This window comes from Bacillus sp. CPT56D-587-MTF, assembly GCF_058792335.1.
In genome coordinates, this window is record NZ_JBYTEF010000001.1 from 3,199,857 (window position 1) to 3,219,164 (window position 19,308).

19 protein-coding genes and 1 pseudogene are annotated in these 19,308 nt (G+C 35.0%); 5 read left to right on the forward strand and 15 right to left on the reverse strand.

Annotated features, from left to right (window positions below; translation table 11 throughout):
- Nucleotide 1 precedes the first annotated feature (1 nt).
- The 3 genes from AC3WVZ_RS16455 to AC3WVZ_RS16465 all read right to left on the reverse strand — a co-directional run bounded on the left by AC3WVZ_RS16455 (nt 2) and on the right by AC3WVZ_RS16465 (nt 2,431).
- Nucleotides 2-535: a sigma-70 family RNA polymerase sigma factor gene (locus tag AC3WVZ_RS16455; RefSeq protein WP_000864729.1), complete on the reverse strand. Its 534-nt coding sequence runs from the start codon at nt 533-535 to the stop codon at nt 2-4.
- Between the two features lie 203 nt (nt 536-738).
- Nucleotides 739-1,545, reverse strand: coding sequence for an ABC transporter permease subunit (locus AC3WVZ_RS16460; RefSeq protein WP_001041427.1), 807 nt, complete (start codon nt 1,543-1,545; stop codon nt 739-741).
- The gene (locus AC3WVZ_RS16465; RefSeq protein WP_063220814.1) at nt 1,538-2,431 is read right to left on the reverse strand and encodes an ABC transporter ATP-binding protein; all 894 of its coding nucleotides are present in this window, start codon (nt 2,429-2,431) and stop codon (nt 1,538-1,540) included. Before AC3WVZ_RS16465 ends, AC3WVZ_RS16460 begins: the two co-directional genes overlap by 8 nt.
- A 155-nt stretch (nt 2,432-2,586) precedes the next feature.
- Here AC3WVZ_RS16465 and AC3WVZ_RS16470 point away from each other — a divergent pair, with 155 nt between their 5' ends.
- Complete coding sequence (locus AC3WVZ_RS16470) at nt 2,587-3,189, forward strand: TetR/AcrR family transcriptional regulator (RefSeq protein ID WP_002041614.1); 603 nt, start codon at nt 2,587-2,589, stop codon at nt 3,187-3,189.
- A 94-nt stretch (nt 3,190-3,283) separates the two neighbouring features.
- Here AC3WVZ_RS16470 and AC3WVZ_RS16475 read toward each other — a convergent pair whose 3' ends face one another.
- Nucleotides 3,284-4,252, reverse strand: a complete 969-nt coding sequence (locus AC3WVZ_RS16475) for a helix-turn-helix transcriptional regulator (protein WP_063220813.1) — start codon at nt 4,250-4,252, stop codon at nt 3,284-3,286.
- Nucleotides 4,253-4,311: 59 nt separating this feature from the next.
- Between AC3WVZ_RS16475 and AC3WVZ_RS16480 the strand changes: the two genes are divergently transcribed.
- The gene (locus AC3WVZ_RS16480) at nt 4,312-4,755 is read left to right on the forward strand and encodes a VOC family protein (protein WP_000171342.1); all 444 of its coding nucleotides are present in this window, start codon (nt 4,312-4,314) and stop codon (nt 4,753-4,755) included.
- 55 nt (nt 4,756-4,810) lie between these two features.
- Here AC3WVZ_RS16480 and AC3WVZ_RS16485 read toward each other — a convergent pair whose 3' ends face one another.
- The 8 genes from AC3WVZ_RS16485 to AC3WVZ_RS16520 all read right to left on the reverse strand — a co-directional run bounded on the left by AC3WVZ_RS16485 (nt 4,811) and on the right by AC3WVZ_RS16520 (nt 15,770).
- On the reverse strand, nt 4,811-5,842 hold the full coding sequence (locus AC3WVZ_RS16485) for an oxidoreductase (RefSeq protein ID WP_063220548.1): 1,032 nt from the start codon (nt 5,840-5,842) through the stop codon (nt 4,811-4,813).
- 223 nt (nt 5,843-6,065) lie between these two features.
- Nucleotides 6,066-8,489, reverse strand: coding sequence for a DNA topoisomerase IV subunit A (gene parC, locus AC3WVZ_RS16490; protein ID WP_233935156.1), 2,424 nt, complete (start codon nt 8,487-8,489; stop codon nt 6,066-6,068).
- Nucleotide 8,490: 1 nt separating this feature from the next.
- The gene (gene parE / locus AC3WVZ_RS16495) at nt 8,491-10,455 is read right to left on the reverse strand and encodes a DNA topoisomerase IV subunit B (protein ID WP_001062202.1); all 1,965 of its coding nucleotides are present in this window, start codon (nt 10,453-10,455) and stop codon (nt 8,491-8,493) included.
- A gap of 375 nt (nt 10,456-10,830) precedes the next feature.
- Nucleotides 10,831-11,244: a CoA-binding protein gene (locus AC3WVZ_RS16500; RefSeq protein WP_000151390.1), complete on the reverse strand. Its 414-nt coding sequence runs from the start codon at nt 11,242-11,244 to the stop codon at nt 10,831-10,833.
- Between the two features lie 79 nt (nt 11,245-11,323).
- Nucleotides 11,324-12,565, reverse strand: a complete 1,242-nt coding sequence (locus AC3WVZ_RS16505) for a S1C family serine protease (protein ID WP_000542646.1) — start codon at nt 12,563-12,565, stop codon at nt 11,324-11,326.
- A 203-nt stretch (nt 12,566-12,768) separates the two neighbouring features.
- Nucleotides 12,769-13,446: a response regulator transcription factor gene (locus AC3WVZ_RS16510; RefSeq protein WP_063220549.1), complete on the reverse strand. Its 678-nt coding sequence runs from the start codon at nt 13,444-13,446 to the stop codon at nt 12,769-12,771.
- Nucleotides 13,447-13,464: 18 nt separating this feature from the next.
- On the reverse strand, nt 13,465-13,917 hold the full coding sequence (nrdG, locus tag AC3WVZ_RS16515; RefSeq protein ID WP_000867076.1) for an anaerobic ribonucleoside-triphosphate reductase activating protein: 453 nt from the start codon (nt 13,915-13,917) through the stop codon (nt 13,465-13,467).
- The gene (locus AC3WVZ_RS16520) at nt 13,914-15,770 is read right to left on the reverse strand and encodes an anaerobic ribonucleoside triphosphate reductase (protein WP_233935158.1); all 1,857 of its coding nucleotides are present in this window, start codon (nt 15,768-15,770) and stop codon (nt 13,914-13,916) included. Before AC3WVZ_RS16520 ends, nrdG begins: the two co-directional genes overlap by 4 nt.
- 225 nt (nt 15,771-15,995) lie before the next feature.
- Here AC3WVZ_RS16520 and plsY point away from each other — a divergent pair, with 225 nt between their 5' ends.
- Nucleotides 15,996-16,592, forward strand: coding sequence for a glycerol-3-phosphate 1-O-acyltransferase PlsY (plsY, locus tag AC3WVZ_RS16525; protein WP_233935159.1), 597 nt, complete (start codon nt 15,996-15,998; stop codon nt 16,590-16,592).
- Nucleotides 16,593-16,700: 108 nt separating this feature from the next.
- Nucleotides 16,701-16,991, forward strand: coding sequence for a HesB/YadR/YfhF family protein (locus tag AC3WVZ_RS16530; protein ID WP_001054453.1), 291 nt, complete (start codon nt 16,701-16,703; stop codon nt 16,989-16,991).
- 26 nt (nt 16,992-17,017) lie between these two features.
- Here the strand turns inward: AC3WVZ_RS16530 and AC3WVZ_RS16535 are convergent, their stop codons facing one another.
- The gene (locus AC3WVZ_RS16535) at nt 17,018-17,437 is read right to left on the reverse strand and encodes an acyl-CoA thioesterase (protein WP_000495812.1); all 420 of its coding nucleotides are present in this window, start codon (nt 17,435-17,437) and stop codon (nt 17,018-17,020) included.
- A gap of 109 nt (nt 17,438-17,546) precedes the next feature.
- Between AC3WVZ_RS16535 and AC3WVZ_RS16540 the strand changes: the two are divergent.
- Nucleotides 17,547-18,833 (forward strand): annotated as a pseudogene (locus tag AC3WVZ_RS16540) (glycoside hydrolase family 18 protein); the annotation flags it as partial.
- 22 nt (nt 18,834-18,855) lie between these two features.
- Here the strand turns inward: AC3WVZ_RS16540 and sspN are convergent.
- Nucleotides 18,856-18,990 (reverse strand): acid-soluble spore protein SspN, encoded by a 135-nt coding sequence (gene sspN / locus AC3WVZ_RS16545; RefSeq protein ID WP_000527987.1) that lies wholly within the window; start codon nt 18,988-18,990, stop codon nt 18,856-18,858.
- Nucleotides 18,991-19,033: 43 nt separating this feature from the next.
- Nucleotides 19,034-19,177, reverse strand: coding sequence for an FbpB family small basic protein (locus AC3WVZ_RS16550; RefSeq protein WP_001254699.1), 144 nt, complete (start codon nt 19,175-19,177; stop codon nt 19,034-19,036).
- Nucleotides 19,178-19,308: the final 131 nt, after the last annotated feature.

A 19,308-nucleotide genomic window follows, 5' to 3' on the forward strand; every position in this document is an offset into this window, starting at 1 on the left:
CCTATTCCATCTTTAATCGTTTTTGTAGTTGTTCCCTCGCACGTGATAATCTTGATTTCACTGTTCCTTTCGGTATTTCTAACAGCTTTGCTATACTCTCTTGATGCATGTCTTCATAGTAATAAAGCACCGTAACAGCTCTTAATTCTTCATGTAACGATTGAATCGCATTACACAAATCTATATCTTCATACTGATCACACGCACTCATAATGTAATCATTCTCTTCTGTCACAATTACATTTTTATACGCTCTAATAATATTGTTACACTCATTTATTAGTATTCGAATTAACCAAGTTTGAAAAAATTCTTCTTTTTTTAATTTTTTTATATTTTCATAGGCTTTTAAAATTGTTGTCTGTATCGCATCCTCTATATTTGTCTCATCACGTAACATCGCCTTTGCTATTCGATACATCTTCGCTTTTTCTGTATGTATAAGCGCTATAAAGGCTTCATGATCACCTTTTTTCGCTAAAGAAACATCCGTTTCTTCTTTTACAATCATTTTATATAAAGGGATTACTTTCACAATTGCTCCTCCTGTTTCATCCTCACTTCATCACTTCCAATTTAACTTTACATGTATTAGACGTATGAACCTAGAAAAAGGTTCATTTTTTTGAATATTTTCTTAATTAAAAAGATAAATATCCTTTATAAGTGTTATGCGATAAACATACTAGTTTAAATTTACAAATAAAAAAAGCCCACTTTCTCAGTGGACTTTCTACTCTATAACGGTAAATCCCTCTTCCTAAATAATACAATCGCTACGATAAAAATACAAAGCGCTACAGTAGTTAAACCTATACTTACCGGCCATATATTATATGATCCTTCAGCAATTTCTTTCGGACGAAACAGCGTGAATAATGATAGGTTTTTCATCCATTCTAACTTATCACTTAACTTCCCTACCATATCCAATACGAAAAATAAAATAGTTAAACTCGCTGAATAACTTAGTGCTTTTCTTTCGTCATTACATATACAAGAAAAGAAAAATGAATACGCACTAATGACTAAAAATATGAGCCCTCCGACTACATTTATCTTCAAAAATAATTCTTTATTTAAGTTGTTATCTTGTAAAAACCATTCTGCACCTACTAACCCAGCTACATACGTAACAGATACAATAATTAGAAGTCCCAATATGAGAACAGCAGCTTGTGTAATCGCAATTTGCACTCTAGATACAGGTGTTGCTAGCAAGTATGCCATTGCTCCTTTATCTACATGACGAGCAATTAAATGTGTCGCAACTGTTACGCAAAAAATTGTTAAAATGATAATAAACAATAGACTATAGTATTCGCCCGCTAGAAAATCCATTACGTTTTGAATCGGACTTTCCATACCAACGATTTTTTTCACACTATCAGGCATGGCAGCTATTAATTCATTTAGCCCTTTCGCTGATACCATTGACGGGAATATCCAAATTAATAACCACAGATATAAAGCTGCACCAGACGCATAACTCAAAATACTTTTTTGTGTTTCTTTCAAACTAGCTAAAAATAATTGCTTATTCATGCGTTACCCCTTCTTTCTTATCGTAATAATGCATAAATAAATGTTCTAAATCCATCGCTCTCGTTTGAAGTGCCGTTACATTATAGTTTGAAAGTGTTTGTAAAACAATTTGATAGTTTCCTTGTACAATGATAGATGCCTCTCTACCTTTTACCGCTTCAAATTGCAAATTACACTTTGTAAGGGACTCAATCTCTTCTTGTGATGATACTGTTACATCTATCACCTGTCTTCTCATACTTTGTAAATCGTGAATATTTTCAACCGTTACGAGTCGACCATCTTTAATAATAGCTACTCTGTCACAAGTTCTCTCAATTTCAGTAAAAATATGTGATGACATTAGGATTGTTTTTCCTCTTTGCTTTTCCTCTAATATTAAATCTATAAACACTTGTTGCATAAGTGGATCAAGTCCAGATGTTGGTTCATCTAAAATTAACACCTCTGGATCGTGCATAAATGCAGCGACTATCCCTACTTTTTGCTTCATTCCTTTAGACATTTTGCGAATCGGTGTTTTCACATCAAATTGCAGACGCTCTATCAGTTCATCTCGTTTTTTCGTATCCTTTAATCCACGCATTCCCTGCATTAATTTTAAAAACTCTAATCCATTCATTCCTTCAATAAAAGAAATTTCACCTGGCAAGTAACCAACTTCCCTTTGAATTTTCGCTGCTTCATTCCAACAATCTAATCCAAAAATTGTCGCTTTACCAGCTGTCGGTTTTATAAATCCCATTAAATTACGAATCGTCGTTGATTTTCCGGCACCATTCGGTCCTAAATAACCAAATACTTCTCCCTCTTTTACATCAAATGTAATATGAAACAAACCTTTTCCATTCGAAAACTGTTTTGTGACATCTTGAACTGAAATCATAATTCCACCTCATTTTTTGAAATATTTAATGTTTGATATTTCAAAATTATTGTACTCCTCATCTTCCATATTCGCAACAACTTTTTGAAATATTTATTAGTCCATATTTCAAAATTATTGTTTTCCATTATTTTTTCTTGTATATTTTAAGTGAGGTGATTGCATTGAACGGCTTTGAAAGAGTAAAAGAAAAGAAAAAGCGTGCCATTAAAGAAGCAGCATTCGTATTATTTTCAGAACGTGGATTTAATGAAGTGAAAATAGAACATATCGCAAAAGAAGCAAACGTTTCTCAAGTTACAATTTATAATCATTTCGGAAGTAAAGATGCGTTATTTAGGGAGCTTATACAAGAATTTATCATATCTGAATTTCAATATTATAAAGAGCTTGCAGAAGAAAAATTACCTTTTCATGATATGATGCAAAAAATGATTGTAAGAAAAATGAATACTGGCGGATTATTTCAACCTGATATGTTACTACAAATGATGCAAAGGGACGAAGAACTCCGTAAGTTTATTTATAGTTATCAAAATGAAAAAATCCTACCCTGGTATTTAGAAATATTAGAACAAGCTCAGCGCAAAAACGAAATTAATCCACACCTTACTAAAGAAATGATGTTACTTTACATTCAAATGTTTACAAAATTAGGTGATGAATTTGGAGCACAACTTCTTGAAGGAGATCGGGAAAAACATATAAAAGATATCGTTACGATGTTCTTTTATGGACTGTCCGTCCCAGAAAAATAATTGTTTCTAAAAAACAAATACAATCACCAAAAAGCCCTTTGGATATTTAAATCTCAAGGGCTTTTTCATATCAAATAAATAGCTAAAACTAACTTTATCTTAAAGAAGTTAAATGCTGCTTTATAGATAACACCTTATTATAGATTAACTCTTTTAGCATAACAGGCTGAATTGAAATAATCGTTTCACCGAAATTCAGAAAATAATTTGAAATAAAATCAGATTCTTGCTTGTTAAAATAGCCTGTTATAATGTAATTTTCATTTTCCTTTTGCAACCTCATGGAAGGGTAATTCTCTTTATCAAAAATGTCTTTTCCTTTTTGATTAACAATGACGCTAAAATCAATTGCATCAGACTTTCTGTGAAAGGTAGTAAGATAACTTAATAATTCTTCAAGATTTTTTGGATGAACATTGCTTGTTTCCACAATAGAAAGAATTTTATCACATCTAATTATTTGAACATGATTTGTCTCAAAATTAAAGATTTTAGCATACCACTGGCCAAATTTAGATTCTATTCGAATAAATTGGGCAACCAATGCTTTCTCCTCACCTTTTTTTAAATATGTTAAATGATAAACTTGCTCAGCAAAAATTCCCTGTAAAATTTCTTTTAAGAACGGACTAAAATTACTATGATTTGTTACTTCAAAGGAAAGCGTTCGTTCCATAATTGAAATATTTTTACTCACATTATCAGGTAATACATGTTTAAATTTATTTTCAAGCGCAATACTTTCTACATTAAATGGTTTTGTCTTGTATCCATTTAGCGTAAGAATTGAAAAGTATAACGCATACATTTCATCCACACTAAAATAAATTGGCGATAACACACTATTTTCTATAATTTTATAACTTCCATTTCTACCTAATTCAGAATATATGGGTACACCTATTTCTTCCAATGATTGAATATCTCGCAACGCAGTACTTTTAGAAATATCATATCTAGCCATTAAATCTTTTAAATTAAAATATCTTTTATTATTTAAGAAAATAAGCATGTCATTTATTCGTTCAATTTTTTTCATATTTCCCTCCCAAAAAGGTATCATGTATTGAAACCTTTTTAATCTATATTATAATTATCAACTAATAAAGGAGTTATATATTTATGACATTAGAGATAGCTATTTTTCTTTCAATGAACGGGCAAGCAAAGGAGGCGATTAACTTTTATACACGTAATTTAGAAGCCAAAAAATTAATGATTGTTACGTATGAAGAACTGGCGAAAAGAGATAGTTCTTTTAAAATTACAAGTGAAAATAAAGATCATATTGCTCACTCTGTTTTACAAATTGGGAATACAAAGCTAATGATAGCAGAAGATACAATGAAGCATAATGAACGTTATAACGTTGGAAATAACATGTCACTTTGCATTCAAAGCGCTAATTTAGAAGAAATACAACGGTTTTATAATAATTTAATTTCCGATAAGCATGTGAAAATAATCTCTCCGCTAGAAAAAAATATATTTAGTGAAGCATATGGTATTATTGAAGATCCTTATGGCATACAAATCCAATTAATGTATGATAAACGACTAAACTAATTAATTAATCATATTCACATATTCCTAATAAAAAAGACACGAATTTCGTGTCTTTTTATTTTATAGAAATGACTCTACCCTTTTCACTACTTTCAATCGCTAATTGAATCATTTTAATAACATCTAAACCTTCTTTTGCTGTTACAGGTAGTTCCTCACCATTTAATATACTATCTCGTACACCTTGATAATAATTGTCATAACAACCGACTTCTGTTGGAATACGCTCTAAGCTTTCTTCTGTTTCTAAAGTAGCAAAATTCTCTTCATCGTCTACTCCATAACCGTTATCACCTGGCTTCATTCCATTTTTTAATTGCTCTTCCTGCGAATCCATACCGTACTTCACGATAGAACCTTTCTCTCCATGCACTATAAAATGTGGTCCAGCTTTTTTCACATAACTGCTACTACGTAAAATGACACGTTTAACTCCGTAATGAAGTACTATGTGGAAATAATCATCCACCTCTGCACCTGGTCGTTGTTTTATTACATCTGCACTTATCGCATCTGGTTTCCCGAATATTGATAACGCTTGGTCAATTAAATGCGATCCTAAATCGTATAATATACCGGAGCCTGGTAGATTTTTTTCTCTCCATCGATCACGTACATGTGGACGGAAACGATCAAAATTCGATTCATATGCGTATACATTCCCTACTCTGTTTTCTCCTAACAATTTCTTAATTGTTAAGAAATCATTATCAAAACGACGATTATGATATACGCTTAACATTACATTATGCTGCTCTGCTAATGAAATAAGCTCTTCCCCTTCTTCAATTGAGACAACAAATGGTTTTTCTACAACAACATGCTTACCTTTTAAAATTGCTTCTTTTACATATGGAAAATGAGTTGTATTAGGTGATGTAATAACAACTAAGTCAACATCAGCTCGCTTCACCAATTCATCAATTGTACTAACAACATTAGCGTTTGGTAATGTGTCTTTTACTACCTCTTCTTTTGAGGATAATACAGCACGAATATCATATTCTTCTATTGTTTGTAATAGTGGGATATGAAATGTCGTACTAGAAAAACCAAATCCTACAATCCCTACACCTATTTTTTTCATGTTGCCCCTCCATTTGTGCCGCTTTAACGAGCAGTAAGATTCCTAACCCAAAATTCAGTGAAAGCTAAGGAATTAGGTGAGGAATCAACTGCTTGTTAAAGCCCGATTAGTTGAACTTTATGAGAACGATTTCATTTAGTTATTATAACAAGATTATTATTATTTACATAATAAATTGCCTAGAAAAAAGCATCTTGCTACTATTCATAGCAAGATGCCCTCTTTATTCTGGTCTTTTCTTCGTCCACGTTTCTACTACTTCACCAGTATCATTAACATCTAGCACAAGGCTACCATTACTATACCGGTCTTTATTTCGATACGCTTTCGGATCAATTTCTTCTACAATGTTTTTCTCTGTCTTCATGTAAACTAATTCATCGTCCCGAACGATTTCAATACCGACAATGCGGTACGGATTACGTTTTAATTCTTTGAAAATAACAAGACCTCGCTTCGCCCTCGTTGATTTCTCAATTTCTGATGCTTTTAGGCGTTTTACAGCACCGCGCTGTGTTACGAGAATAAGTTGATCTTTGTCACCATTTAACGGTTTACCAGAAGCGACATAGTCATCTTCTTTTAAATTAATTGCTTTCACTCCAGCAGCTCTTACACCGACTGGACTTACTTCCTCTTCATGGAAAATAAGTGCATATGCACCGTGTGTAGCAAGAACAATATCACTCGTTCCATCTGTCGCAAATATATCGACAACTTCATCATCTTTTTTCAAGTTTACAGCAACGAATGCCCTTGAATAACGCTGAACTTTATATTGATTTAATTCTGTTTTCTTTATCATACCATTTCGTGTTACAAATACGATAAATCGTTTTTCTTCCTCAAAGTTCGGTACAACCGTTGCCCAAATGATTGTTTCATCCCGGTCGAGTGAAACGATATTAGCAACGTGCTGACCTAAATCTTTCCAACGAATATCTGGCATTTCGTATACTGGCAGATATATATAGTTTCCTTTATTCGTAAATAAGAGGACTGTCTCTGTCGTATTCGTATCGAATCGTTCAAGTAAGATGTCACCCTCTTTCATACCGAAGTCTTTGCCATTTGAGGCATTATGTGAGCGCCATCCAGTACGTTTCACATATCCTTCTTTCGTTACAGTAACGATGACATCTTCTTGTGGGATCATCACTTCTACATCGATTTTAATTTCCTCGATTTGATCTTCAATAATCGCGCGTCGATCATCACTATACGTTTTCTTAACTCTCTTTAAATCAGTTTTAATTACTTGAAGTAATCTTTTTTCACTTTGTAAAATTGCCTGTAGCTCAATAATTTTCTTATTAAGCTCATCTGCTTCTTCTTGTAACGCCGTAATGTCTGTATTCGTTAAGCGATATAATTGCAAGGAAACAATTGCTTCTGCCTGTGCTTCTGTAAAGCCAAATTTTGCACTTAAATTATCTTTCGCGTTACGTTTATCTTTTGAAGCTCGAATTGTCTCAATTACTTGGTCTAAAATCGATAATGCTTTCTTTAAACCTTCTACAATATGTTGACGATTTTCTGCTTTTCTTAATTCATATTGCGAACGTCTCGTAATAACCTCTTTTTGATGTCCAATATAAGCATCTAAAATTTTCGGTAATGTCATAAGTGTTGGACGACGATTATTGATCGCTACCATATTAAAGTTATATGGAATTTGCAAATCTGTATTTTTATATAAATAATTTAAAATACCTTCGGCGTTTGCTTCTTTCTTTAATTCAACAACAATTCGTAAACCAGTACGATCTGTCTCATCACGCACTTCAGCAATACCATCTAACTTTTTATCTAGACGTAATTCATCCATTTTCTTTACAATGTTTGCCTTATTCACTTCGTAAGGAATTTCAGTGATTACAATTTGTTGTTTCCCACCACGCACTGTTTCAACTTCTGCTTTTCCGCGAATAATAATTTTACCTTTACCAGTTTCATACGCCTTTTTAATACCATCAATCCCCTGAATAATACCGCCTGTTGGGAAATCTGGTCCTTTCATAACTGTTAATAAATCATCAACAGTACTATTTGGCTTATCAATACGCATCATTGTAGCATCAATAACTTCTCCAAGATGATGCGGAGGAATTTCTGTTGCATAACCAGCGGAAATCCCTGTAGATCCGTTCACTAATAAATTCGGGAACGCTGCTGGTAATACAACTGGTTCTTCACTCGTATCATCAAAGTTTGATACGAATTCTACTGTTTCTTTATCAAGATCACGTAATAACTCAGATGCAATTGGTGATAAACGAGCTTCCGTATAACGCATTGCTGCTGCTGGATCCCCGTCAACACTACCGTTATTACCATGCATTTCAACTAAAACATTACGTACTTTCCAAGTTTGGCTTAAACGTACCATCGCCTCATATACAGAGGAATCACCATGTGGATGATAATTACCAATAACGTTACCGACTGTTTTAGCTGACTTACGGAACGCTTTATCATGTACATTACCTTCTACATACATAGAATATAAAATACGTCTTTGTACTGGCTTTAAGCCGTCACGCGCATCTGGAAGTGCACGATCTTGAATAATATATTTACTATAACGTGCAAAGCGATCACCTAACACGTCTTCAAGCGGGAGGTCATGAAACTTCTCTGCTTGCATGTTATTCCACCTCCGTCTCCATAATCATTTCATTTTCTAAAATATTTCCTTCTTCTTGCATACCAAACTGTACATTACGTTCAATCCATTTACGGCGCGGTTCTACTTTATCGCCCATTAACGTTGTAACGCGGCGCTCTGCCCTAGCTGCATCATCAATTTTCACGCGAATTAATGTACGCGTTTCAGGATTCATTGTTGTTTCCCATAATTGATCCGCATTCATTTCACCAAGTCCTTTATAACGTTGTAACATATAGCCTTTTCCAACTTTTTTCGTTACACCGTCTAATTCCTCATCTGACCAAGCGTATTCAATTACCTCACTCTTACCTTTTCCTTTACTTACTTTGTATAAAGGGGGAAGTGCGATAAATACTTTACCAGCTTCGATAAGTGGCTTCATATATCTGTAGAAGAACGTTAATAACAATACTTGAATATGAGCCCCATCCGTATCGGCATCGGTCATAATTACAACTTTATCGTAGTTAATATCTTCAACATCAAATTCATTTCCTACACCGCCGCCAATCGCATAAATGATTGTATTAATCTCTTCATTCTTAAAGATATCAGCAAGCTTTGCTTTTTCTGTATTAATTACTTTACCACGTAACGGTAATACGGCCTGGAAACGTCGGTCTCGTCCTTGTTTTGCAGAACCACCGGCAGAGTCACCCTCTACTAGGTATAGTTCATTTTTTTGCGGGTTACGTGATTGTGCAGGTGTTAATTTCCCGCTTAACGTACCTTCTGATTTTTTCTTCTTCTTACCACTACGCGCTTCTTCTCTTGCTTTACGGGCTGCTTCACGGGCTTGTGCTGCTTTAATTGCTTTTCTCACAAGAAGTGTAGCTACATCAGGATTTTCTTCTAAAAAGTATGCTAAATGCTCAGATACAATGGCATCAATTGAAGAACGCGCTTCACTTGTACCTAGTTTCCCCTTCGTTTGCCCTTCAAACTGAAGCACTTCTTCTGGTACACGTACCGAAACGATAGCCGCTACACCTTCACGAATATCTGTACCTTCTAAGTTTTTATCTTTTTCTTTTAATAGTGCTACTTTACGAGCATACTCGTTAAACACACGCGTCATCGCTGTTTTAAATCCAGCTTCGTGTGTTCCACCATCTTTTGTACGTACGTTATTTACAAACGATAAAATGTTTTCTGAGTAGCCATCGTTAAATTGAAATGCTAGTTCTGCTTCAATTCCATTTTGTTCACCAGTGAAATATACAACTGGATGAATGGAATCTTTTTCTTCGTTTAAATAGGAAACGAAAGCTTCAATTCCCGTTTCATAATGAAATACATCCTCTAAATCATTTCGTTCATCTTTTATTGAGATTTTCATCCCTTTTAATAAGAATGCAGATTCACGTAATCTCTCACATAATGTTTCATAATTATAATTTGTTGTGCTGAAAATCGTTGTATCTGGTTTGAAATGCATCGTAGTACCAGACTCTTTCGTCTTCCCGATTTTCTCAAGCGTCGTTACAGGAACACCGCCATTTTCAAAGCGTTGTTCGTAAATATTTCCGTCACGCTTAATCGTTACGACTAACCATTCTGATAAGGCGTTTACAACCGATGCCCCAACACCGTGTAAACCACCACTCGTTTTGTAACCACCTTGACCAAACTTACCACCGGCATGAAGTACAGTTAAAATAACTTCAGGTGTAGGTTTCCCAAGTTTATGCATTCCCGTAGGCATTCCTCGCCCTTTATCTATAACGCTAATACTATTATCTTTATGTATTACGACTGAAATTTCGTCGCCAAATCCCGCTAACGCTTCGTCAACGGAGTTATCTACTATTTCATATACTAAATGATGCAATCCACGGCTGTCCGTGCTCCCGATATACATACCCGGGCGTTTTCGAACGGCTTCAAGTCCTTCTAACACTTGAATCGCATCTTCATTATATTGGAACTGATGCTTCGCCAAACTCCTTGCCCCTTTCCTAATCCAAAATCAGAACATATGTTTCTATTATAGAATAACGCCTCGACTATCGTTTTGGCAAGTTATCTTATCTCTTTTATATACCATTTTCAATAGAAAAATCCTTGTTTTCTCACAAGGATTCCTCTAGGCTACTATTTCAGAAAAATAATCGTTTGTCAACGAGAAATGGATATGTATTCCAAGATTACACATTCCAAACCTTTATTATGATCCAAATGATCAAGATCCAAAATGGGATTACAAGTAACAATCCCCAAAAACAGCCTTTAAAAAATCTCATGATGAACACCTCGTTCATCGGCCCTACTTATCTATAATGAGGGCTGAATCAATCTTTCTACCTTTAAATCTATACTATTTTGTCATCGCATGTTCTACTTTAATACAACGATCCATTATTACAGTATAGTCTTTTTCTTTTAAAAGTTTATATGTATCCTCATCTTGTACTCCTAATTGTGCCCAAAAAACATCTGCATCAATCTCTACAAATTCTTTTGCAACATCCATTAAAAACTCTGAGCGACGAAATACATTTACAATGTCAACGTGTTCCTTAATATCCTTTAGTGAAGAAACTGCCTTTTCTCCGAGCACCTCATCTACTGTTGGATTAACTGGAATAATGCGGTATCCAGCATCTTGCATTGCTTTTGAAACCATATACGATGTACGTTCTGGCTTATCTGATAATCCAACAACCGCAATTGTTTTGCTTTTCTTTAACACTTCACCAATTTCCGTACGAGTTGGGTTTTCAATTGTCATAATTAGTCCCTCCTATTCCTTTAGTATAGCCGATAAAGAAAGTCTCTTTCAATATGAAAGAGACTTTCTTTTATTTCGATTATTGATTCTTTGTAGCTGAATTATCTGCTAAAGTAGCCGATTTCGTCATTTTTTGACCGTTACGGTAGAATGTAACTTCTACTTTCTCGCCTACTTTTTTCTTTTCATATAAATATTTACGGAATTGAAGAGCATTCTCTACTTTTTGATTATCTAATGCTACTACAATATCATATTGCTCTAAACCAGCTTTTTCAGCTGGTGATATTGGGTAAATTTTACCTAATACAACGCCGTTTGTTACTTCTTTCGGTACTTTCAATTGATTGACTGCATAAGCTTGCACATCTTCTAGTGAAACAACACCTACTCCAAGAGCTGGACGTTTTACTACTCCATCTTTTTCAAGAGATTCAATAACTGGTTTTGCGATGTTAATTGGAATAGCAAATCCAATTCCTTCAACTTCTTGTTGTGCAATTTTACTTGAATTAATCCCAATTATTTCACCATTTTGGTTAAATAATGCACCACCACTATTACCTGGATTAATCGCTGCATCCGTTTGAATAACTTGTGCTTGCCAATCTGGTCGTTTATCCCCATCAATATCAACCGGAATTTCGCGTTCTTTACTACTGATTATACCTTCCGTTACACTTCCATCAAATCCAAGTGGATTACCGATTGCAATGGCTTTTTCACCCGCACGAAGTTTACTTGAATCACCTAAAGTGGCAACTTTATTTACATTAGATCCATCAATTTCAACAACCGCTAAGTCTAACCAAGGGTCCTTACCAACTAATTTCGCATCAACTTGCTTTCCGTCGCTCAGCTTCACAGCAAGTTTATTTGCTCCATCTACTACGTGGTTGTTTGTTACAATATATGCTTTATTTCCTGCTTTTTTATAAATAACACCTGATCCTGAACCGGCTTGTTGTTCTTGACCTGTCGGTTGCATTGCAAATGGATCAACACTTTGTTGCATATTAATAACACCTACAACAACATCTTTCGCCCCTTCAATCATACCAGGTAAATCAGTTTCATTTTTCGCTTTATTTACAACAGGAACTACAGTACCTTCTACTTTTGAATCCGAACTAAATGATGATACTGGCGCTCCATTATTTTGAGCCCATGGCATATATGGTGCTGCAAAACTAATCGAAACCGCTCCGACTACAGCTCCCACTAAACCTGTGAAGAAATAGCCTTTTTTACTACCTGATTTTCTCACTTCTCTCGTTTCACTATGCTCTTCATTTAAATTTGGTCCGTCGTAATATCCCATGTTTTATTTCCCCTCTCTGGTGAATTCGTATTTTCAGTATAGTCACGTTTTGTGTCCTTCTTGTGAACTCATCGTGAAATCCAATTAAAAAAATACACTTATCTAACATTGTAGACAAAAAAAGTATTTTTTGTACATTTTACCTTCAAAAGAGAGTATAAAATTACCATTTCCCTAGGCTAAATTACACAAATCGTTCTAGATTATTCTTCAAATTTATAACCAACTCGAATAACAGTACCGATATGCTTCGCTTTATCTCCTAGCTTATTTCGAAGTTTTTTAATATGGGTATCAACCGTTCGGTCATCACCGTAATAGTCATATCCCCATAACTGGTCTAATAAATGTTGACGTGATAACACAATTCCTTTGTTCTCCATTAAATACACAAGAAGTTCAAATTCTTTATGTGTCAATATAATTTCTTCTCCATCTACTAAAACAGTTCTAGATAGACGATTCACTTCTATTCCAGCTAAAGACATAGCATTTTCTTCCGCTACTCCTACCGCACCCTCCGCACGTTTCAATAACGTCTTTGCACGAGCTACTAATACTTTCGGGCTAAATGGTTTCGTTACATACTCGTCTGCACCTAATTCGAAACCTAGCAATGTATCATCCTCATCCGAACGCGCTGTCAACATAATAATTGGTACTGCTGATTCTTTTCTAATTCTTCTACAAACAGACCATCCATCTATTTCCGGTAACATAATATCTAACATAATTAAATCAATTTCATGCTCTGCAAATAACTCTAGCGCTTTTTTTCCATCTTCTGCTTCGATTACTTCAAAGCCTTCATTACGAAAATAATCACTAACAATTTCACGTAATCTTCTTTCATCTTCAACAAGCAATACCGTTTTGTTCATATAATCTATCCCGCCTTTTTACTCTTTCAATCGAATAATACGTTGATTGGAGCTTCCGCGAAATGGAAGTGTTAAATCTTTTTCCTCAATTTCAAACCTTCCATCGACTAAAACATCCCCATAATGTAACAACTCTATCATATCATTATTTTGAGAACTCTGTATCTCTTCTAACGTATAACCTGTATACATCCATAGGTTTTTTTTCAAATCTTTCACGATTTTTGCTACCTTTTTCACTTCAGCAGCTTGAAAAAATGGATCTCCACCTGAAAATGTTACATCAGTTAATGGATTACTTGCAATCTCTTTCACAATTTCTTCTACTGTCATTTCCGTTCCGTTGCAAATATTCCACGATTTCGGATTGTGGCAACCAACGCAACGATGCGGACAGCCCGCAAAAAACACGACTGTCCGCAATCCTTCTCCATCTACTACACTATCATGAATAATATTCATCACTTTCATTTATGTTTCACCCGATCTATCTCTTCACTACGTTTCGCACTATTCCACTTTGACATATCTCCTACAAGATAGCCTGTTATACGGCGAATTCTTTCTATATTAGCCTCATCTTCATTCCCGCAACTTGGACATTCATTCCCAATAACCCCGTGATAACTACAGCACTTACAACGGTCAACAGGATGATTAATTGAACCGTATCCAACGCCATGTTCTGCCATGGCTTGTACAATTTGTTTTAATGCCTTTTTGTTATGCATTGCTGCTCCGTCTAGTTCAATATAAGTAATATGTCCCCCGTTACATAGAGCATGGAACGGACCTTCTAAACGAATTTTATTTATCGCTTGAATGTTATAATAAACTGGAATATGGAATGAATTCGTATAGTAATTATGGTTCGTTATGCCGCTAATCACGCCAAATTCTTTTCTATCTTTTTTCACAAACTTCCCTGATAATCCTTCTGCTGGAGTTGCAATTACTGAGAAATTCAGTTGATGTTCTTCTGTCGCTTTATCCATTCTATCTCTCATAAAGGAAATAATTTCATACCCAAGTTTCCATGATTCTTCATCTTCCCCATGATGCTTTCCTGTTAAAGCTACTAAACATTCCGCAAGACCGATAAAACCAATACTTAACGTCCCTTGTTTTAAAATCGAGGCTACGGAGTCTTCAGGCTGCAACGTTTCTCCACCACGCCATACACCTTGTGAATATAAAAACTGAAAATCTCTTGCTCGCTTCGTACATTGATACGCATATCTTTCTAATAGCTGCTTAATTCCTAAATCTAAATAATAGTTTAGCGCTTCAAAAAACGCTTCTTTTGAACCACTAATTAACGCTAATTTCACTAAATTAATAGACGTAAATGATAAATTCCCTCTACCAATCGCTGTTTCTTCTCCATGTATATTAGACATAACACGGGTACGACATCCCATGTAACATACTTCACTTTCTGGTCTTCCATCATAATGCACTGCATTAAACGGAGCATCTAAAAATGAAAAGTTAGGGAATAATCGCTCTGCGGTTGTCTCTAATGCTAATTCAAATAAATCGTAGTTCGGATCACTTTCTTCAAAATTCACACCTTTTTTCATCTTGAAAATTTGAATCGGAAAAATCGGTGTCTCTCCTTTACCAAGTCCAGCTTGTGTCGCTTTTAAAAGTTGTTTAATTAACATTCTTCCTTCTTTTGATGTATCTGTTCCATAATTAATAGAAATAAACGGTACTTGTCCTCCGCCCCTACTATGCATACTATTCGAATTATGAACGAAAGCCTCACACGCTTGATACGTATCATTTTCCGTTTCTTTCCATGCAAATTCTTCTATTTGTTCTTTCGTAAGCGGATATGATTGTAATCGTTTTTTATGTCTCTCAATTGTTTTTCGTACATAAGGTGCTAAATCAATATCAAAGAGTGCAAACGATTGACCACCATGCTGCATATTTTGATTCGCTTGAAAAATAATAGACGAAAGAGCCACTGCACTTTTAATGTCTTGCGGTTGTCTCATATGTCCATGTCCAGTATGAAAACCGTTAGCAAGCATTTGCGCTAACGGAATTTGTGAACAAGTCGTCGTTCCTGTTGCATAAAAATCTAAATCATGTGGATATAATATATTTTCATTTATCGCTTTTTTCACTTGATCTGACAATAAATTCTCAACAGCATAATATTTTGCACTCTCAGATGCGAACGTTCCCATTACGCCCATTGGAGAGCGGCCGTCTACATTTGCATTTTCTTGCATCAAATCTTGTTCATTGCCGTGGACTATTGTCTCAAACACTTTCATTAATTCTTCTCCACGTGTATTATTTTGTAACATTTATAACCCTCCACCAATATGTTGTTATCTTTTGATTAAAATGTTACTACATATAGTCTTACTGTTTCTGTGAGAAATGTAACATTACTGTGAAATTTTTTTCACGAAATAATGAATTTTTCATTTACAAAAAAGAAATGTGCTCTTTACAAATGTATGGTACAATATACGGGAAAAACTCTTTTTACCCTTTATCAACACATTTGAATAAAGGAGACTGAACTTATGGTTACTACATATCTTTTATTTATCGTTGCCTACTTACTTGGCTCGATTCCATTTGCACTAGTTGTTGGAAAAATCGGCTACGGAATCGATATTCGTGAGCACGGGAGCGGTAATCTAGGCGGAACAAACACATTCCGCACATTAGGGAAAAAAGCAGGTTTTACCGTTACAATTGCTGACATTTTAAAAGGGACATTAGCAACAAGTCTACCAATGATTTTCGGATTAGATATTCATCCACTATGGTTCGGGTTAGCGGCTGTTCTTGGACATGTCTATCCAATCTTCGCGAAATTCCGCGGTGGTAAAGCAGTTGCAACTTCTGCTGGGGTGCTATTATGCTATTCACCAGTTGTTTTTGCAATATTGGCTGTTGTATTTTTCACCCTTTTATTTACAACAAGATACGTATCACTTTCTTCTATGGTAACAGCAGTTGTTGCTGTTATTGCATCCATTGTTAGCGGGGATAAAATCTTCATTATTGCGATGTGTTTATTAACAGGTATGGTTATTTATAAACACCGTGCAAATATCGGACGAATTATAAATAAAACTGAACCAAAAGCAAACTTTTCAAAAAAGCAAAAATAAGATCGTAACCCACATAACGCAAAAAGAAAACGTGAAGCATATTAATAGCGTCTTTTTGCGTTATTTTTTATACTAAAGAAAAAGCAACATAATTTGGAGGAACTATACATGAATCTTTCCGTAACAAAAGAAGCAGCACAATGGTATAAAAATGAATTAAACTTACAATCAAATGAAACACTACGCTTTTTCGTACAATACGGTGGTTGCAGTACTGTGCAAAAAGGACTTTCTTTAGGTATTCGTAAAGATGATCCTGCACATCCTGCTGTTCAAATTCAAGAAGAAGGTATTAACTTCTTTATTGAAGGCGATGATGAATGGTTCTTCGATGGACATAATTTATCTGTTACACTTAACGAAGGTGACGACTTCCCACAATTTAATTATGAAAAATAAAAAAACGTGGCTTCTGCCACGCTTTTTTATTTTTTCTTAATTTCCTCATATTTCGCATACCACTCAGGATATAACTTTTTAAATGATACAGGGCGGAACCCTTCTTTTTTCGCACAAATATTCGTTGTACTTGCAGTAATACAAAGTTCACCATCACCATTATATATTTCATATCCATATACAACGCGAAGTGGGCTCACAGTATCTACCCATGTTTTTACGATTGCTTTTTCTCCGTAACGCATCGCTTTACGGTATGAAATTTGTAAATCTAACACAGGAGAAATAATTCCTTCTTTCTCCATTTCAACATATGAAAAACCTAAATCTTGTATAAGTTTCGTGCGACCTAACTCAAGCCACACTAAGTAGTTTGAATGGTAAACAACACCCATTTGATCTGTTTCCGCATAACGGATTTCAACTTCATGTTCTGCTACAAACATATGTATTCGCCTTCTTTCACTTCTGCTACCTTGCATACATTTAATCATAATACAGTGACATCAAAAATAAAATAAAAATAGTGAATCTTTTCCCGAAAGGAGCAAGCATATGATTCAAATTGTAACGGTTCGTAGTGGTGATAGCGTATATAGCTTGGCATCAAAATATGGATCAACACCTGACGAAATAGTAAAAGACAATGGATTAAATCCAGCTGAAACGCTCGTTGTTGGTCAGGCACTTATCGTTAATACGAAAGGGAATAATTATTATGTACAGCCTGGTGACAGCCTATATCGAATCTCTCAAACATATAATGTCCCCCTCGCTAGTTTAGCTAAAGTTAATAATTTATCTTTAAAATCTATTCTCCATGTCGGACAACAATTATACGTACCAAAAGGTACAAAACGAGCTGTAGAATCCATCGCTTATTTACAGCCTTCCACTATACCGATTAAAGAGAGTTTAGTTAATGCTACACGTGCCATCAATCCATTTTTAACATACTTAGCTTATTTTAGTTTTGAGGCAAAAAGAGATGGCACATTAAAAGAACCTACTGAAACAGCTAAAATCGCTAATATTGCAACGCAGGGTAAAACAATCCCTATGCTCGTTATTACAAATATTGAAAATGGTAATTTCAGTGCCGATCTAACATCGGTTATTTTACGCGACGCAACGATTCAAAACAAATTTATTACTAACATTTTGCAAACAGCTCAAAAATATGGCATGCGAGACATTCATTTCGATTTCGAGAGTGTAGCACCTGAAGACCGCGAGGCGTATAATCGCTTTTTACGAAATGTAAAAACACGCTTACCTAGCGGGTACACATTGAGCACAACTCTCGTACCGAAAACAAGTTCAAATCAAAAGGGAAAATTTTTCGAAGCTCACGATTATAAAGCGCAAGGGCAAATTGTTGATTTCGTCGTCATTATGACATATGACTGGGGATGGCAGGGCGGGCCACCGATGGCAATTTCTCCTATCGGTCCGGTGAAAGAAGTACTTCAATATGCAAAATCTCAAATGCCTCCCCAAAAAATTATGATGGGGCAAAATTTATACGGGTTTGATTGGAAGCTTCCATTTAAACAAGGAAATCCACCCGCAAAAGCAATTAGCTCTGTCGCAGCTGTTGCACTAGCTCGTAAATATAATGTCCCTATTCGTTATGATTTCACAGCCCAAGCTCCTCATTTTAATTATTTTGATGAAAACGGCGTGCAACACGAAGTTTGGTTTGAAGATTCACGGTCTGTTCAAAGTAAATTCAATTTAATGAAAGAACAAGGTATAGGTGGTATTAGTTACTGGAAAATCGGTTTACCATTCCCACAAAATTGGCGTTTACTCGTTGAAAATTTTACGATTACGAAAAAGAAGAATGATAACATTCTCCTTTTTAACCGTTATCAACAATCGGTTGTTTACCTGTTTGATCTTGCATTTGCTTTCCTTTATTTCCACCAGCTTTTTTCGATTGTGTTCCAATATGATTTGGTGCAAAGTCTTTTGAATTTTTTTTCGGATTACCCATTACTATCGCCTCCTTAACACTAGTATCATACTAGTGTTAAGAATTATTCAGCTTGCTTAAAAAGTTTCATTTCATAACGTTTTTCAATGCGCTCTTCAATGCGATCAATTGCATCACGATCGCTTAATAATTGTTGTTTATTTTCATTTACAAGTTCTTCAAACGATTTACGGCGACTTCTTCTCATGTTGTTCACCCTCTCTCCTTCGCTTTCTTATTACATAGTATGAGCAAACGAAAAACTCTTTAATCAGATTTGTAAGAAAATTTTATGTTTTAGTACTCCTAAAAAAACTCCGTGTACAATATATTGCACAC

What these genes read in the sequence shown, in the direction of transcription:
- AC3WVZ_RS16510 (WP_063220549.1), bottom strand. Translation starts at nt 13,446, where the DNA reads ATGAACAAAACGGTATTGCTTGTTGAAGATGAAAGAAGATTACGTGAA.
- AC3WVZ_RS16485 (WP_063220548.1), bottom strand. Translation starts at nt 5,842, where the DNA reads ATGAAAAAAATAGGTGTAGGGATTGTAGGATTTGGTTTTTCTAGTACG.
- AC3WVZ_RS16535 (WP_000495812.1), bottom strand. Translation starts at nt 17,437, where the DNA reads ATGTTTGTAGCAGAACATGAAGTTGAAATCCGTTATGCGGAAACAGAT.
- nrdG (WP_000867076.1), bottom strand. Translation starts at nt 13,917, where the DNA reads ATGAAAGTGATGAATATTATTCATGATAGTGTAGTAGATGGAGAAGGA.
- AC3WVZ_RS16520 (WP_233935158.1), bottom strand. Translation starts at nt 15,770, where the DNA reads ATGTTACAAAATAATACACGTGGAGAAGAATTAATGAAAGTGTTTGAG.
- AC3WVZ_RS16550 (WP_001254699.1), bottom strand. Translation starts at nt 19,177, where the DNA reads ATGAGAAGAAGTCGCCGTAAATCGTTTGAAGAACTTGTAAATGAAAAT.
- AC3WVZ_RS16530 (WP_001054453.1), top strand. Translation starts at nt 16,701, where the DNA reads ATGAATCTTTCCGTAACAAAAGAAGCAGCACAATGGTATAAAAATGAA.
- sspN (WP_000527987.1), bottom strand. Translation starts at nt 18,990, where the DNA reads ATGGGTAATCCGAAAAAAAATTCAAAAGACTTTGCACCAAATCATATT.
- AC3WVZ_RS16505 (WP_000542646.1), bottom strand. Translation starts at nt 12,565, where the DNA reads ATGGGATATTACGACGGACCAAATTTAAATGAAGAGCATAGTGAAACG.
- parC (WP_233935156.1), bottom strand. Translation starts at nt 8,489, where the DNA reads ATGCAAGCAGAGAAGTTTCATGACCTCCCGCTTGAAGACGTGTTAGGT.
- AC3WVZ_RS16480 (WP_000171342.1), top strand. Translation starts at nt 4,312, where the DNA reads ATGACATTAGAGATAGCTATTTTTCTTTCAATGAACGGGCAAGCAAAG.
- plsY (WP_233935159.1), top strand. Translation starts at nt 15,996, where the DNA reads ATGGTTACTACATATCTTTTATTTATCGTTGCCTACTTACTTGGCTCG.
- AC3WVZ_RS16475 (WP_063220813.1), bottom strand. Translation starts at nt 4,252, where the DNA reads ATGATACCTTTTTGGGAGGGAAATATGAAAAAAATTGAACGAATAAAT.
- AC3WVZ_RS16465 (WP_063220814.1), bottom strand. Translation starts at nt 2,431, where the DNA reads ATGATTTCAGTTCAAGATGTCACAAAACAGTTTTCGAATGGAAAAGGT.
- AC3WVZ_RS16500 (WP_000151390.1), bottom strand. Translation starts at nt 11,244, where the DNA reads ATGACAATTGAAAACCCAACTCGTACGGAAATTGGTGAAGTGTTAAAG.
- AC3WVZ_RS16460 (WP_001041427.1), bottom strand. Translation starts at nt 1,545, where the DNA reads ATGAATAAGCAATTATTTTTAGCTAGTTTGAAAGAAACACAAAAAAGT.